This is a genomic window from Bacteroidales bacterium (assembly GCA_016707785.1).
GTDB lineage: Bacteria > Bacteroidota > Bacteroidia > Bacteroidales > UBA4417 > UBA4417.
The window spans coordinates 64,656-80,186 of record JADJGZ010000058.1 but is presented as its reverse complement, the minus strand read 5'-3'; the positions used below and the strand labels follow the sequence as shown (position 1 = coordinate 80,186).

12 protein-coding genes are annotated in these 15,531 nt (G+C 44.3%); 9 read left to right on the top strand and 3 right to left on the bottom strand.

What is annotated here, in order from left to right; translation table 11 throughout:
* Positions 1-195 precede the first annotated feature (195 nt).
* Positions 196-1,956 carry a hypothetical protein gene (locus IPH84_19485; GenBank protein ID MBK7175341.1) on the bottom strand — a complete coding sequence of 587 codons (1,761 nt, stop codon included), beginning with the start codon at positions 1,954-1,956 and terminating at the stop codon, positions 196-198.
* Between the two features lie 852 nt (positions 1,957-2,808).
* Between IPH84_19485 and dnaE the strand changes: the two genes are divergently transcribed.
* The 4 genes from dnaE to IPH84_19465 all read left to right on the top strand — a co-directional run bounded on the left by dnaE (position 2,809) and on the right by IPH84_19465 (position 8,427).
* Positions 2,809-6,483, top strand: a complete 3,675-nt coding sequence (gene dnaE / locus IPH84_19480; GenBank protein MBK7175340.1) for a DNA polymerase III subunit alpha — start codon at positions 2,809-2,811, stop codon at positions 6,481-6,483.
* Positions 6,476-6,685, top strand: a complete 210-nt coding sequence (locus IPH84_19475) for a hypothetical protein (protein ID MBK7175339.1) — start codon at positions 6,476-6,478, stop codon at positions 6,683-6,685. The genes dnaE and IPH84_19475 overlap by 8 nt, the downstream gene beginning before the upstream one ends.
* Before the next feature lie 279 nt (positions 6,686-6,964).
* Positions 6,965-7,282, top strand: a complete 318-nt coding sequence (trxA, locus tag IPH84_19470) for a thioredoxin (GenBank protein MBK7175338.1) — start codon at positions 6,965-6,967, stop codon at positions 7,280-7,282.
* Positions 7,283-7,491: 209 nt separating this feature from the next.
* Positions 7,492-8,427, top strand: a complete 936-nt coding sequence (locus tag IPH84_19465) for a DUF58 domain-containing protein (protein ID MBK7175337.1) — start codon at positions 7,492-7,494, stop codon at positions 8,425-8,427.
* 289 nt (positions 8,428-8,716) lie between these two features.
* Here IPH84_19465 and IPH84_19460 read toward each other — a convergent pair whose 3' ends face one another.
* Both IPH84_19460 and mtgA read right to left on the bottom strand, forming a co-directional pair.
* A complete protein-coding gene (locus IPH84_19460; protein MBK7175336.1) occupies positions 8,717-9,715 on the bottom strand; it encodes a DUF4476 domain-containing protein in 999 nt (332 codons plus the stop codon).
* Between the two features lie 111 nt (positions 9,716-9,826).
* Complete coding sequence (gene mtgA / locus IPH84_19455) at positions 9,827-10,543, bottom strand: monofunctional biosynthetic peptidoglycan transglycosylase (GenBank protein ID MBK7175335.1); 717 nt, start codon at positions 10,541-10,543, stop codon at positions 9,827-9,829.
* A gap of 169 nt (positions 10,544-10,712) precedes the next feature.
* On the opposite strand from mtgA, the gene IPH84_19450 reads away from it, so the two are divergent.
* The 5 genes from IPH84_19450 (at position 10,713) to IPH84_19430 (ending at position 15,463) form a co-directional block, all read left to right on the top strand.
* A complete protein-coding gene (locus tag IPH84_19450; GenBank protein ID MBK7175334.1) occupies positions 10,713-12,035 on the top strand; it encodes a hypothetical protein in 1,323 nt (440 codons plus the stop codon).
* Positions 12,036-12,228: 193 nt separating this feature from the next.
* A complete protein-coding gene (locus IPH84_19445) occupies positions 12,229-12,441 on the top strand; it encodes a hypothetical protein (GenBank protein ID MBK7175333.1) in 213 nt (70 codons plus the stop codon).
* On the top strand, positions 12,414-13,565 hold the full coding sequence (locus IPH84_19440) for a saccharopine dehydrogenase NADP-binding domain-containing protein (protein MBK7175332.1): 1,152 nt from the start codon (positions 12,414-12,416) through the stop codon (positions 13,563-13,565). Before IPH84_19445 ends, IPH84_19440 begins: the two co-directional genes overlap by 28 nt.
* 99 nt (positions 13,566-13,664) lie before the next feature.
* Complete coding sequence (locus IPH84_19435; protein MBK7175331.1) at positions 13,665-14,417, top strand: TerB family tellurite resistance protein; 753 nt, start codon at positions 13,665-13,667, stop codon at positions 14,415-14,417.
* Between the two features lie 539 nt (positions 14,418-14,956).
* The gene (locus IPH84_19430) at positions 14,957-15,463 is read left to right on the top strand and encodes a YkgJ family cysteine cluster protein (protein MBK7175330.1); all 507 of its coding nucleotides are present in this window, start codon (positions 14,957-14,959) and stop codon (positions 15,461-15,463) included.
* Positions 15,464-15,531 lie beyond the last annotated feature (68 nt).

The window sequence follows — 15,531 nt, the reverse complement described above, 5'->3', positions numbered from 1 at the left end:
CATGGGGAAAAAACTCAAAACACATAACACAGAATAACGAATGAAAAAGTGGAATTAATGTGAGATTTCATTTGTGCTTATTTGTGTTGGATTTGTCCGCCAGCCAGCGGATTTGTGTGGGTTTTGTTCCATTCATACTTTGTCAACTTCAGAACACCTAATTTCCCACTAATTGAATTTCAACAGCCTCCTTTATTATTGCAGATTAACTCTTACCTGAACACTCAACGGATGCCCACCGGCATCTTCGCCTGTCCAATTAAATAGGGCATACCCGCCACGGAAATCTATACCTGAACACCAATACTCCTCAACTTCCTTTTTACCGGGTTTAACAGTAACAGTCCCACGGTCAATTGAGTAACCACTGTGGCCCCATTGATCGCCATTTTTATCGTAGATCCAACCGGAACCGTGAAGCTTATATCCTACTTCTCCTCCTGTTTCACTAAAGGTTGTATTTATTTCGAAATAAGGACTGGAAACATTGGAATATGGACTATCTCCTCCTTTCTCATTAGCGGGATAATCTACTTTTATCTTTGCAGTATGAGTACGCAGGAATTCCAGCCGCTGGGTTACTTTCTCAATGTTTGAACCGTCCGGACAGATTTTGATATAGGTTTCATAATCGGTATACCAGTCGGCTTCCACGGCAGCTTTGTAGAGCAGCGGTTCAATCATCTTTTTTACTTCAGCCTTGTGATTCCCGTTAGGAAATGCCGCAAGATGACGTTGCATGTCAGCTACACTGGTGCTGTTTAAAAGTTTATTGTATGAATTGAGTTCTTCTTCTACCTCCTTTGTCAGCTTTTCTTTCTTTGCTTCAACAGTCTGAACATATTTTCCTGATGGGTAGTTTACCAGGTAATTGTTGCAATCTTCAATTCCGCCGTTTTTCGACTGATTATATATGCTGTCTTCTTTCATTTCTGCATAAATCTCAATTTTCCGGGTCTCCACTTCGCGCACATATTTCCCGTTCTTATACTTGGCGAGATAGTGGTTACACTCAGGAATTGATCCTTTGGTGACTGCGATTTTATAAGTGTTTTCTTCCACCAGTTCCTCTTTCCTGTTCTGGGCTTCGCTTAAATAATATCCTGACGGAAACTTAGTCATGTAGTAGTTGCAGTCATCAATACTGCCTTTTTCAAATGTTTGAAACGCAGCATATTCGAGCCTTGCATTGGCCTCCTTTTCATAATGAGAACCTGGATAGGTTTTAAGGAATTTTTCAAAGGAGATAATTGTATTTTCCTTTTTAGCTATTTTCCAGTTACTAAGTCCATAATTTTCCTTGAATGATACCCCGAATCCCCAGGTCAATCCTACATATGAACCGGTTAAATTATTTGAGTAAACTGGTATAGCTGATTCAACCACATTCCAGTCGGAAAGCTGATGCCTGTATCCATAAACAACGCTCAGGCGCGAAATTGCCTGTTTCAGGTATAAATCCATTTGAACCTGAAAATCCAGTAAACTTGGTCTTTGTTTATAGTTTTCCGGATCATCATATTCCGAATGATCACTGAAATGAATTGCCCAATAATAATCGCATCTAAGACTTATATTGTAGTTAGAGCCTGTGACTAAAGGATAACTGAGCCCGAAAGGAAGCCAGTATCCTAAGTTTGTTTTTTCCTTTTTGATATAAGGTTTATCAAATGAATAAGAAGAGAAAAGTTTAGCATGGAAATATTTGCCTCCCATATCCAAAAAATCTGTAACAAAAAGGGGGCTTGGACCAGATTGATAGCCAATATTAAAAAAAGTGGAGTAAAAGTAATCCTTCCACCTGAATTCAGGGTTGGCACGCAAGAAATTTTCATTCTTGAACCTGGCCATCCCCGGGGTTCTGAAATTCTTTTCCAATGCCGATTTATCCGGATTCTGTGCAAATGAAATATAGCAATTTGCAATTATTATCACAAGTATTATCAGCTTATTCATAGGATTGTTTTTAACTTGAAAATGGCAAAGGCAGACGTTATTTGGATGTCTAATGTCGGATGTCGGATGTCTAATGTCGTTTAATGTCGGATGTTTAATGTCGGATGTTTAATGTCGGATGTCTAATGTCGGATGTCGGATGTTGGATGTTCAGGATGTTGGATCTTGGGTTTTGGATCTTGGGTTTTGGATTTTGGGTTTTGGATCTTGGGTCTTGGATCTTGGGTCTTGGATCTTGGGTCTTTGACCTGCCCGACTGAATGAATTATCAATAATGAGTATGATTCCCTCGGTCAGGCGGGTGTCTAATGTCGGATGTCTAATGTCTAATGTCTAATGTCGGATTTCTAATGTCGGATGTTTAATTCTGGATTCTTCAAGCATTAATGGATAGGGGTGTCATAAATTGAATTTTTGAACAGGCTCTTAGTCCGCATTTAAATATCTGCAGTCTTATTTATTGCAAGTAATCAAATATATCTAAATAAATTCAATACATCCATCAACTCCAGACAAATATTTCTATGGTTATTTAACATTGATTTTTGTGTTGGAAAATGAAACTGAAGTAGTTCGGGGAAGCGACAAAAAGTATTGCATAGTTTTCAACAATCCAAGGGGAAGCCATTCCTTTTCGATATTTTAGCAATGCGAAGTTGGGGATGTTAAAGTGTTAATAATCAGTATCCGGTTGTGCAAAAGATGAGTTATTTGAAAAATTCATCCAGGAGATTAACTGTTAATCTGAAATCTGGAAATGCACCCCAAATTTAAATCAGTAATGTCGTTGCCCGATTATTTTCAATAAGCAGAATATCAAGATTTCTATAATGCCCACCCCTCCACCTAAGTATCTATAATGCCACGCTTCAGTCACACGTACATTCACAATATTCCCTGCTCGACGGGGCCGCCGATATTTCCGCCATGTTCAAAAAGGCAACGAGCGATGGCATGCCGGGACTGGCAATTACCGACCATGGCAATATGTTTGGGGTCTTCCAGTTCGTGAAAGAAGCAGAGAAATTCAATAAGAACGGCGAAACCATCATTAAACCCATCGTGGGCTGCGAGTTCTACGTGGTGGAAGATCGCCACCGCAAGAAATTCGGGGGAGGAGAACGTGACGACCGCCGCCACCAATTGCTGCTTGCCAAAAATGCCGAGGGGTACTCGAACCTGGTCAAACTTTGTTCCCTGGGTTATATCGAAGGACTCTACAGCAAATACCCGCGTATCGATAAGGAACTGATCGTCCGATACCATAAAGGCCTGATTGCCACTACCTGCTGCCTGGCTGCCGATGTGCCCCGAACCATTCTCCGCAAAGGGGAAGCAGAAGGGGAGAAGGCGTTTAAATGGTGGCTCGATCTCTTCGGCGAAGACTACTACGTTGAACTTCAACGCCACAGCATCCCCGAACAGGATCAGGTAAATGAAGTCCTGAAGCGTTTCGCCAAAAAGTACGGGGTGAAGATGATAGCCAGCAATGACTCGCATTATGTGGAACAACGAGACTTCAATGCCCACGATATCCTGCTGTGTATCAATACCGGGGAAAAACAAAGCACGCCTACCTTCAGGGATTATGGCGATGATGATACTTTCACAAAGGGTACCCGCTTTGCCTTCTACAACGACCAGTTCTATCTGAAGAAAACCGAGGAGATGAGCGGGCTTTTTGCCGATTTGCCCGAAGCTATCGACAATACCAATGAGATCGTGGATAAGGTGGAAGTGCTGAAGCTTACCAAGGATATCCTTTTGCCTAACTTCCCGGTCCCGGAGAAATTTGTTATCCATACTACTCATGTGGATACCGGCCAGAAGATCCTCACTGCCGATGTGCGTAACCAATGGGAATACCTGAAATTCATCACCTACCAGGGAGCTAAGGTACGCTACGGCTCCGTGGGCCCCGACCTGCAGGACCGTATTGATTTCGAGCTGCGCACCATCCACGATATGGGTTTTGCAGGCTACTTCCTGATTGTGAGTGATTTTATCCGATCTGGCAGGGAAATGGGGGTATATATCGGTCCGGGCCGCGGTTCGGCTGCCGGAAGCGTGGTAGCTTACTGTATCGGAATCACCAATATTGACCCCATCAAATATGACCTGCTGTTTGAGCGTTTCCTCAATCCGGAGCGCATCTCAATGCCTGATATCGATACCGATTTCGACGACCAGGGACGGCAGCGTGTGATTGATTATGTGGTTGAAAAATACGGTCAGAACCAGGTGGCACAGATCGTTACCTTCGGCACTATGGCTGCCAAGCTGAGTATCAAGGATGTAGCACGAGTTCTTGAGCTCGATCTGTCGCTGAGCAATAACCTCACCAAGATGGTGCCCGATAAGCCGGGCATCTCCCTGAAACGGGTCCTTACTGCTCCCATCACTACAAAGGAAGGGGAGAAGTCGCTGGAGGAAAAAGACGGTTTGCCTGGTGAAGACCTGGAGAATGTCCGCAGGATCCGCGAGCTGTATAATTATGAGGGCACCGACAGCATCATGGTGCTGCAGAAGAAGGTATTGCGTGAAGCTGAAGTCCTGGAAGGGTCAGTGAGGAATACCGGTATTCATGCTGCGGGTATCATTATTGCCCCCTATGATTTGACGGAGTTGATTCCTGTCTGCACGGCTAAGGATTCTCCTCTATGGGTCACACAAATTGAAGGGAATAGCATTGAAGAGGCCGGGGTTATCAAGATGGACTTCCTGGGTCTCAAGAACCTCACCATTTTGAGGGATGCCCTGAAACTGATCAAGCAGAACCATAATGTGACCATCGATCTCGACAGCATGCCCCTGGATGATGCTGAGACTTTTGGACTTTACCAGCGTGCCGAAACCAATGGTACTTTCCAGTTTGAAAGTGACGGGATGCAGCAATGGCTCAAACTGCTAAAACCTGATAAATTCGAGGACCTGATCGCCATGAACGCCTTGTTCCGTCCGGGCCCCATGAAATATATCCCCAACTATATCAACCGCAAGCATGGGAAAGAGGCTATTCAGTATGACCTTCCCGCAATGGAAGGGGTGTTGAAGGAGACTTACGGGATCACGGTGTACCAGGAACAGGTGATGTTGTTATCGCAGCATATTGCCGGTTTCAGCAAGGGTCGTGCCGATGAGCTGCGCAAAGCCATGGGGAAGAAGATACGCGAGAAGCTGGTCAAGCTGAAACCCGAATTTATTGAAGGAGGTAAAGCCAAGGGGCACCCGGAAGATAAGCTGAACAAGGTATGGTCCGACTGGGAAGATTTTGCATCCTATGCCTTCAATAAGTCGCATTCCACTTGTTATGCGCTGGTAGCTTATCAAACCGCCTACCTCAAAGTTCATTACCCGGCGGAATATATGGCTGCTCTGCTTACCAGCAACCTTAGCAACCTGGAGAAAATCACCTTCTACCTTGATGAATGCCGGAGAATGGGCATGAAGGTCTTAGGTCCGGATATCAATGAATCCTTCCTCGATTTTACCGTCAATAAGAATGGACAGATTCGTTTCGGATTGATGGCGCTAAAGGGAGTGGGAGAAGCTGCGGCGGATGCTGCCATTAAAGAGCGTGATGAGAACGGGGTTTTTACCTCAATCTTTGAATTTGTGAAGCGGGTGAATCTGCGCACCGTAAATAAGAGCACTTTTGAAGCCCTTGCACAGGCAGGCGCTTTTGATAGCTTTGAGGGCATGCACCGGGCGCAGTTTTTTGCCCAGGATTCCAATGAGGATGCTACCTTCATTGAGAAACTTATTCGTTTTGGAGCCACTTACCAGGCCAACCAGCAATCGACCCAGCAATCCCTGTTTGGTGAGATGGGTACCGTAGATATCCCTGACCCGAGGATTCCCTTTTGTGAGCCCTGGTCGAACCTTGAGAAGTTACGCAGAGAGAAAAATGTAGCCGGATTCTTTATTACAGGCCATCCGCTGGATGATTACAGGGAGGAGATTAATGCCTTCTGCAATACCTCCATAAAGAAGGCCAAGGAAAACATTCTCACGGCAGGAGGGAAGGAGTTCATTTTTGCCGGGATCGTTTCCAAGGTGCGGCATGAAACTGCAAAGAATGGCAATGCCTATGGGCGTTTCGTCGTGGAGGACTTTGATGACCAGGTAGAATTTGCCCTGTTCGGTGAGGATTATCTCAAAATGAGACATTTATTGGAAGAGGATAAGTCGTTGATGATACGTGCAAAAGTGCAGAACAGATATGGGAAAGCGGATATGCCTGAGCTTAAGATCAATAGTATGAGTCTGTTGGCTGATGCGATGGATAAGATGGCGAAGCAGATCAGTATCAAGATTCCGATCAGCAGTATTAATGATAAGCTGGTAACGGCTATGGTGAAGGTTATTAAGGCGCATAAGGGAGATTGCCGTATTCGTGTCAGCTTCGTGGATCTTGATGAAAATTATAAGGTGGATATGCATACCGGAAAACATAAGGTGCAGCCTTCTGTGGCTCTCCGCGAGCTGAAGATGCTCGGGGGAATGGCAGTGAGTATCATTGCTTAAGTTAGTGCTAATAATTGTGGATTGCGGATTTCGGATTGTGGATTTTGATTTGGAGATTAGGAAATTAGGAGATGTGGAGATTAGGGGATGGGGAGATGGGGAGATGAGGAGATGGGGAGATGAGGAGATGGGGAGAAGGGGATGGGAGATGAGATGGGGAGATGGGGAGAGGAGATGGGGAGATGGGGAGATGGGGAGATGAGGAGACATGTAAATCCGCGGTATGAACCACGTCATCCCTGCCTCGCCGGCAGGCAGGCGCGTTCAATTTTCTGGACTCTACGGCACTCGGCACTCGGCACTCGGCACCCAGCACTCAGCACCCGGCACTCGGCACTCGGCACTCGGCACTCAGCACTGACTTAACAAAAACCAGAAATCTTCCCTGAAAAATTTCTTGAGAAAATAACAACTGCAACGAACAATTAATTCTACTTTTGTATTCATCACTGAAAACACAATCCTTTAATATTAATCAGCTATGGCATTAGAATTTAACGACGCTAATTTTGAAGAGCTTGCTATTAAATCGGACAAGCCCGTAATTGTTGACCTTTGGGCAGAATGGTGCGGACCTTGCCGCATGGTAGGGCCTATCATTGAAGAGATGGCAAAGGAATACGAAGGCAAGGCCGTAATAGGTAAACTGGATGTGGATAGTAATCCCGGGGTCACCAGCAAGTATGGCGTCAGGAATATCCCTACAATCCTTTTCCTGAAAAATGGCGAAATCGCCGATAAACAGGTAGGTGCTGTTCCCAAAAGTGTACTGGTAGGGAAACTGGAAAAACTTTTCTAATCAGGCATACCTTATATTTAGGGACTCACAAACTCCGGGAGCTTGTTATCTCCTGCGATTGTGGGTCTTTATTGTTTAAAAGGGTGTCCATTTTTTGCCTTGTGTTCAAATCGTGAAGTGCAGTAATTTTGTCTTCTTGTCACTAAGAATCAACAACGCTAAGGGGCAGAATGTAATACCCCAGTTAGTAAAAACTGAAAGACTAATATATGCCGGAATCTATTGACCAAACCAGGCTGAACCGTTTCGGGAACCTTGAATTCCTTGCCAAACAAGTTGTGGAAGGGTTCATTGTAGGTTTGCACAAGAGTCCGTTCCATGGATTTTCGGTGGAGTTCTCAGAACATCGCCTATATAATCCCGGGGAGCCTACCCGACATATCGACTGGAAGCTATACGGCCGCACTGACCGGCTCTATGTGAAACGTTATGAGGAAGAGACCAACCTGCGTTGCCAGGTTGTTATCGATAACTCCTCTTCCATGTATTTTCCTGTGCGGGATGCAGTGAGTTTTGAACAGCCCAATAAGATACTATTTTCAGTATATGCTGCCGCAGCTATGATGTATATGTTGCGCAAACAGAGAGATGCTGTGGGGCTTAGCCTGTTCAGTGAAAAAATGGAGTTGCATACCCCAACCCGTTCGAACCTGGTGCATCATCGTTACCTGTTCGGGGAGTTGGAAAAACTGCTTACTCCTATTCATGTGGAGAGCCAAAAGCAGTCAAATGTGGCGGAATCCCTTCATTTCATTGCAGAGAACATTCATAAGCGTTCATTAGTGGCATTATTCAGCGATATGTTTTCGGGGAATGATGATAATGAAGCCCTTTTTGATGCGTTGCAACATCTGCGCTACAACAAACATGAAGTGATCCTCTTCCATGTAGTGGATCAGTCTATGGAGCTGGATTTCAGCTATGATAACCGTCCTTATAAGTTCATCGATCTTGAATCGGGGGAAGAGGTAAAAGTGCTTCCTGCAGAAGTGCGGAATAACTACCTGGAGGCGATCCGTGAATTTAATAGCCGGTTAAAGATGAAGTGCGCACAATATAGCATCGATTTCGTGGAAGCGGATATTAATAAGGGTTTTGAACAGGTGCTGCTGCCGTATTTGCTGAAGCGGCAGAGAATGTACTAGATTAGCTGTGCTGGCTCAGCGGAGAACTCGGCAAATGGCACACGGATCCGTCGCCTGACGGACGGATTACTCCGCGGATTTTCACGGATTAAATTTGTGTTTATTTGTCCGCCAGCCGGCGGATTTGTGTAATTTGTGTTCTTTTTGTCGCCAATAGCACTTATTTTCTAATATCAGAAATCCATTCGTGTCATTCATCTGAGAATAAGATTCGTCCGCCAGCCGGCGGATTCGTGGATAAAAGAAGCTGCCCTTTTCAGAACAGCTTCTTTTTCAGAGTAGTTCAATATTATCGTCTGAACCCAGCAGTATACGTATTCAGTTCATCAATCGATGACTCAAAAGTAAAGGCATCATTAACCTTATAGTAATTCCCGATATCAAGCGTATAACCATAAGCAAATTTAGCCAGTTCGAGGCGGGTATCTTCAAACGAGAAAAGCAGCATAATTTCCTTTACCTGTCCGCTCAGTAGACAGTTGGTATTGATGATCTGCTTGGCAATGGTAAGCTTGCTGTCCTCGAAACTCTTGGATTTGATGGATTGCTTAGCCTGTTCGAAATCGGAAGGGGCCATTGGGAAAGGACAGCCATACACACCATTGTAGCCTGGCAGGATATACCGTTCTTCATGAGGTTTGTTATGGTTTCCATGTCCATGGCCTTCACCATCATTGCGATTGTCCTCGTACTGATTATTTGAGTAGTTGTTCTCATAACCTCCTGAAGAAGTAGTTGTTGTCGTGGTGGTGGTGGTTGAGGATTGAGTGCCAACACCTCCCACATTCATATTAATATTCAGGTTGGTTCCTGAGTAGGGATCTGTAACACTCACTCCAACACCGCCTCCTCCCATACCGGGATTATTGATAGTGGTGGTAGTGGTTGTAGTGGTAGCTGTAACTGGCTCAGGATGATATACAATCACCTGCTGTTGAGCAACAGGTCTTGGAGCTTCTTCAATAGGAACCTCATTCATGAAACGTACCACATACTCCTGGTTTTTGTTTTTCTTTATGCAGAATGTGGTTTCAGTGCCCTGGTTGAAAAAGAGGTTTTTATCCAGGTCTGCAATTTTTTTATCTTCAAAGATCAGCTTCAGTTTATAGCTTGGTGCAGGAAGGTCGGTAACCTTGATATTGGTTTCAGGTTGAAGGTTTTGAAGGACTCCATTCAATACAACTGAAAAGCGTTCACCTTGTTCGGTGAAGAAGATCAGGTTGGTGTTCTGTGCTTTCAGCAGGGTGGCCAGGCAGACAATGGCCGTGAAGAGTAGCATCTTTTTCATGGCAATAGAGGTTACAAGGTTATTTTCTCGTTTTGTTATCAGGATTTTCTTAACAACTTTCAGACCAGATTAGTGGTCAAAATATTGATTAGAATCATTCAAGGCAAGGGATCACCATTCCGGCTTTACCACATTGTTCATGTTCCATTGTATCCAGCCTTTCTTTTTCTGGATATAAGATGTGGGCTTATCTGGGCGCCAGCGCAAGGGATTTGGCAGAACGGCGGCAATGGCAGCGGCTTCAGATCGTGAGAGCCTGGAAGCAGATTTTTTGAAGTAGGTTTGTGCAGCTTCCTCTACTCCATAGATTCCAGTCCCCATTTCTATCACATTCAGATAGACTTCCATAATCCTTTTTTTGCCCCAGAATACCTCGATCAGTCCGGTGAAGTAGAGTTCCAGCCCTTTTCTCACCCAGGTACGGTCGGGCCAGAGGAACACATTTTTTGCCGTTTGTTGAGTAATGGTACTGGCACCTCTCAGTTTCTTTCCTTTTTTATTCAGTTTATTAGCCTTTTTAATGGCTTTGAAATCGACACCGAAATGACTTTCGAAGTTATTATCTTCTGAAGCAATCACAGCCAGTTTCATATTGTCTGAGATATCTTCAAGAGCAACCCAATCCTTGATGAGCCGGGGCTTTTCGTTATCGGCAAGTTGCTCTACAACCCGTATCATCATGAGCGGGGTAACAGGTGGATTTATGAAACGGTAGAGGATAGTAACGAGGATGGTTGAAGCCAGGAAAAGGATAATACTCCATTTAATAAACCGGAAGATCCTTTTCAGTAAACCGGGTTTTACAACCGGCGCTGTATCCTGTTCCATACCTGCTTTGTGAATTGAAAAACAATTTTGTTGGAATGCATGCAAATGTATTAAAATTTTGATATGTTTGCCATGCCATCAGGAATTCATGGAATACTTGATAATACAGGCTTTTCTTTAAAATAAACCTATGATTTCCGTGCTACGGAAGCAAAATCAAATCGATTGAATGAGTAATTTTATTGGAATCAGGCATGAAGATAAATATGCCATGGAGCGCCGGGCCCCTCTTACCCCCAGGCATGTTGAGAAACTGGTAAAGAATAAGAAGCTGGATATCATTGTGCAGCATTCCGATAAAAGGGTTTTTACCGAGGAAGAGTACCTGAAGGCCGGGGCTAAAATGGCGAAGGACCTGAAGAAGTGCAGTGTGATTTTTGGAGTGAAAGAGATGCCCATTAATTTCTTTGAAGAGGATAAAACCTATATTTTCTTTTCACATGTTATTAAAGGTCAGCCTTATAATATGCCGATGCTCCGAAAGATGATGGAGATGCGTTGTAACCTGATTGATTATGAGAAGATCATTGATGAACAGGGGAAACGTCTCATCTTTTTTGGCAGGTATGCCGGTCTTGCCGGGATGATCAACACATTGTGGTCCCTGGGATTAAGGCTGAAGGAAGCGGGATATAAGACTCCATTCCAGCATATAAAACAAGCACATACCTATGCATCCCTGGATGATGCCAAGAAGGCGGTTTCCGCTGTAGGACAGGAGATTGCGGAAAATGGATTGCCTGAGGAGTTAAGGCCATTCACTGTTGCTTTCACCGGTTATGGAAATGTATCAGGAGGTGCACAGGAGATCATAGGATTATTGCCTGTCAAGGAGATTTCCCCTGAGAAGTTGTTGGCCTTGAAGCGCAGGGCTCATCTTCCTAATAATCTGATTTACAAGGTTGTTTATAAAGAAAAGGACCTGGCAGAACCTATTGATCCCGAGGCCGAATTTGACTTGCAGGATTATTATGCCAATCCACAGAACTACCAGAGTTGTTTTGATAAATACGTTCCACATCTGGATATGCTGGTGAACTGTATCTACTGGGATAAACGTTACCCAAGGCTGATTACGAAAGATTATATGGAAAAGCTTTATTCCAAGGGTACTCCTAAACTTAAGGTTGTTGGAGATATTTCCTGCGATGTGAATGGTTCTGTTGAATTTACAGAGAAAGCTACCGAAATTGAGGACCCTATATTCGTATATCACCCTTCGGAAAGAACTTATGAGATGGGACATAAGGGTGATGGGATACTGGTGATGGCTGTGGATATTTTACCTTCTGAATTGCCCCGCGATTCATCAGATGGATTCGCCGATGTATTGACCAATTTCGTGAAACCGATTGCAGATTGTGATTTTGCTGAGGAATTTGAGGACCTGGACCTTCCACGTCCGATTAAAAAAGGCCTGATTCTTCATAAAGGGAAGTTAACTCCGGAGTTTGAGTACCTGGAAGAATTTGTGAATAATTTGGAAATTTGAAAATTTGACAATTTGACAATTTGACAATTCGACAATTCGACAATTCGACAATTCGACAATTTCCCGAAGGGAAGCCTTTGGCTCGACAATTTGACAATTTGAAAAAGCTTGGGACTGAATAAACTTGGACACTTGGACTTCACACAGCACCCAGCACTCAGCACTCAGCACTCAGCAATAATAGTAACAACATATGAAAAAAGTATTGGTATTAGGCGCAGGATTGGTGGCAAAACCACTCATCAGGCATCTTTTAGGAAAAAATTACCAGGTAACAGTGGCTTCCAACACCCCGGAGCGGGCGATGGAGATGGTGGTCGGTTTTGAATTGGGCAAGGTGGTGAATTGGGAGGTAAGTGATGAAGAAACCCTGGGAAGATGGTATCGGAGCATGACCTTACTGTGAGTCTTCTTCCTTATCTGTTCCATCTTACTGTTGCCAAACAATGCCTGAAGCACAGGCGAAATATGGTTACCACTTCATATGTGAAGCCTGAGATGCAGGCACTCGATGCTGAAGCACGTGAAGCAGGAATTATTATCCTGAATGAATCGGGACTGGATCCAGGGATTGATCATATGTCGGCAATGAGAATCATTGACCATGTTCATGCAAAAGGAGGAAAAATTGATGAGTTTTATTCCATCTGCGGCGCTTTACCTGCACCTGAAGCTGCGAATAATCCGCTGAAATATAAGTTCTCATGGAGTCCGAAAGGGGTTGTTCTGGCAGGGAATAATGATGCCGCATACCTAAAGGATGGGAAAGAGGTATTTATTCCTACCAAAGACCTTTTCAAGAATCCCTGGAAGGTGGATTTTCCCAATGTAGGCCAACTGGAGATCTATCCGAACAGAGACTCGGTATCTTATATCGATGTGTATGGAATCCCTGAGGTGAAAACCATCTGCAGGGGTACCTTCCGTTTCAGCGGTTGGTGTGAGACTTTAGATGCCATCAAAGCCCTGAACCTCATTTCCCAGGAGAAAACTGATATGAGTGGAATGAGCTATGCTGCCCTGGTGGCAAAGCAGCTCGGTGAAAAAGAAATTACCGGGATTAAAACTAAGGTTGCTTCTTATCTTGGAATTCCTGAGAATGCGCATGCCCTTCATGCAATGGAATGGCTGGGATTATTTGATGAAACTATGATGAACAGGGGAGTAGATTCTCCTTTTGAAGTCACCAGTGACCTTATGATTAGCAAAATGGAATTGGGACATACCGAAAGGGATATGGTAGTAATGCAGCACAGTTTCCTTGTATCCTATCCTGATGGTTCGCAGGAAGTGGTCCGATCGAGGATGCTCGATTTCGGAACACCTGCCACGGATACTTCCATTGCCCGGACAGTTGCATTACCAGCAGCCATTGCAGTTGAGATGATACTTGAAGGACAGATCCTGGAAAAAGGGGTATATCGTCCGGTATTACCCGGAATTTACAATCCTATTCTCGATGCCTTAGAGGCTTTGGATATCAGGTTGGAGGAGGAATATGGACTTCCTTTGTCGGAAAAACTCGGATAGTATTAATATTTCATAAAAGAGCGGGGCGTCAACACGGCAATGGCGTCCCGTTTTCAATGCTTATGTATTTTTGCCGGATCACTTTTTTTTATTGGAAAAATGGCAAAGTTTTTAAAATGGATTGGAGGTGGCCTTGGATGGGCTGCCGGTGGACCCCTAGGGGCTGTCCTTGGATTTGTGTTTGGTTCCATGATCGATGGGATGACCAGTGGAGAGTATGCTTATGATAAGTCCGGCCCGGCTCCACAGGGTGGAATGAGGAGGAATACGCAATCAGGCGATTTCAAAGTCAGTTTGTTGGTATTAGCCGCTGCTGTGATGAAATCGGATCAGCGCATCCTAAAATCTGAACTAGATTATGTCAGGCAATTCCTGGTGACACAGTTTGGAATTAATGAAGCAGAACAGCAATTGCTGGCACTGAGGGAAATTTTAAAGCAAGAGTATGATGTTCATGCGGTGAGCAGTCAGATCCGGCAGTTTATGGAGTATTCAGGCAGGCTTCAGCTCCTGCATTTCTTGTTTGGAATAGCGATGGCTGATGGGGTTTCACATCCCGAAGAGGTCAGGATGATAGGGAAAATCAGTGCCGGCCTTGGGATCAGCAGTGCCGACCTGGAGAGTATTAAGGCAATGTTCATCAAAGATACCACTTCAGCTTACAGAATCATGGAGATCACACCTGATGCCAATGATGAGGAAGTGAAGAAAGCATACAGGAAGATGGCTTTGAAATACCATCCGGACAGGGTAAGTACCATGGGTGAAGATGTTCAGAAAGCCGCGAAAGTAAAATTCCAGGAGATGCAGGCAGCGTATGAGCAGATTAAGAAGGAGAGAGGGATGAGTTAATTCGGCAATTTGACAATTTGACAATTTGAAAATGTGAGGATTAGGAGATGTGGAGATGAGGAGATGGAGAGATGGAGAGATGGAGAGATGAGGAGATGGAGAGATGGTGAGATGTGGAATGAAGAGAATGGGGAGATTGGGAGAATAAAAATTTTCATAATATGATAACTCCCCCTATTTATAGGGGGTTGGGGGTAAACACTTTTGAGAATTTGAAAATTCGGCAATTTGACAATTTGACAATTCGACAATGAGTGATTTTTGACAGAATTAATAGAACACGAATTACACGAATTTAAGCACGAATTTTCACGAATTTATTTGTGTTTATTTGTGTATCATTTGTCCGCCAGCCGGCGGATTTGTGGTTCTTTTTTACGCATAATCCCTTAACTCAATAATTACTAAAAACTTTCCACTGAAAATTCCCGGCACTCAGAACCAGTGGCTCCCCTTCTGGACACCCAGCACTCCAGCACTCAGCACTCAGCACTCCAGCACCCAGCACCCAGCACCCAGCACCCAGCACCCAGCACTTTATGAACATAACGGATCTGCATAAACAAGCAACCCAGAAAAAGTCGGAGAATGAAGCATTTTTCCGGAAGCTGGCGAAATGGGATCCAAGGAAACTGGATGAAAAGGTCCATCAGCTTCATGAAGAGGTGTTTGAAGAGATTGATTGCCTGGAATGTGGAAATTGTTGTAAATCACTGGGACCCAGGATTACCACCCAGGATATCGATAAAATGGCTCCCAGCTTAAAAATGAAGCCGGGGACAGTGATGCAGACCTATTTCAGGGAAGATGAGGACGGAGATTTTGTATTCAAATCGATGCCATGTCCTTTCCTGGGTGCCGACCATTATTGCGCTATCTATACCAATCGGCCGAAAGCCTGCAGAGAATATCCCCATACTGACCGAAGGCGATTCTACCAGTTGCTCCCAATCACATTAAAAAACAGCTTTGTCTGTCCTGCAGTTTTTGAGATTATTGAGAGACTTAAATCCGGGATGGGAGAAAAGAGTAATAGACAGGCCTAATGATCTGCTTTGTTATGCCTGGTATCAAAAACATATATTGAAAACACCCGGGAGTTGAATAAACCTGT

Excerpts from the sequence above, each read along its gene's own strand:
- mtgA (MBK7175335.1), bottom strand. The coding sequence starts at position 10,543 with ATGGAACAGGATACAGCGCCGGTTGTAAAACCCGGTTTACTGAAAAGG.
- IPH84_19460 (MBK7175336.1), bottom strand. The coding sequence starts at position 9,715 with ATGAAAAAGATGCTACTCTTCACGGCCATTGTCTGCCTGGCCACCCTG.
- IPH84_19465 (MBK7175337.1), top strand. The coding sequence starts at position 7,492 with ATGCCGGAATCTATTGACCAAACCAGGCTGAACCGTTTCGGGAACCTT.
- IPH84_19445 (MBK7175333.1), top strand. The coding sequence starts at position 12,229 with ATGAAAAAAGTATTGGTATTAGGCGCAGGATTGGTGGCAAAACCACTC.
- IPH84_19435 (MBK7175331.1), top strand. The coding sequence starts at position 13,665 with ATGGCAAAGTTTTTAAAATGGATTGGAGGTGGCCTTGGATGGGCTGCC.
- IPH84_19430 (MBK7175330.1), top strand. The coding sequence starts at position 14,957 with ATGAACATAACGGATCTGCATAAACAAGCAACCCAGAAAAAGTCGGAG.
- IPH84_19450 (MBK7175334.1), top strand. The coding sequence starts at position 10,713 with ATGAGTAATTTTATTGGAATCAGGCATGAAGATAAATATGCCATGGAG.
- IPH84_19440 (MBK7175332.1), top strand. The coding sequence starts at position 12,414 with ATGGTATCGGAGCATGACCTTACTGTGAGTCTTCTTCCTTATCTGTTC.
- trxA (MBK7175338.1), top strand. The coding sequence starts at position 6,965 with ATGGCATTAGAATTTAACGACGCTAATTTTGAAGAGCTTGCTATTAAA.
- IPH84_19485 (MBK7175341.1), bottom strand. The coding sequence starts at position 1,956 with ATGAATAAGCTGATAATACTTGTGATAATAATTGCAAATTGCTATATT.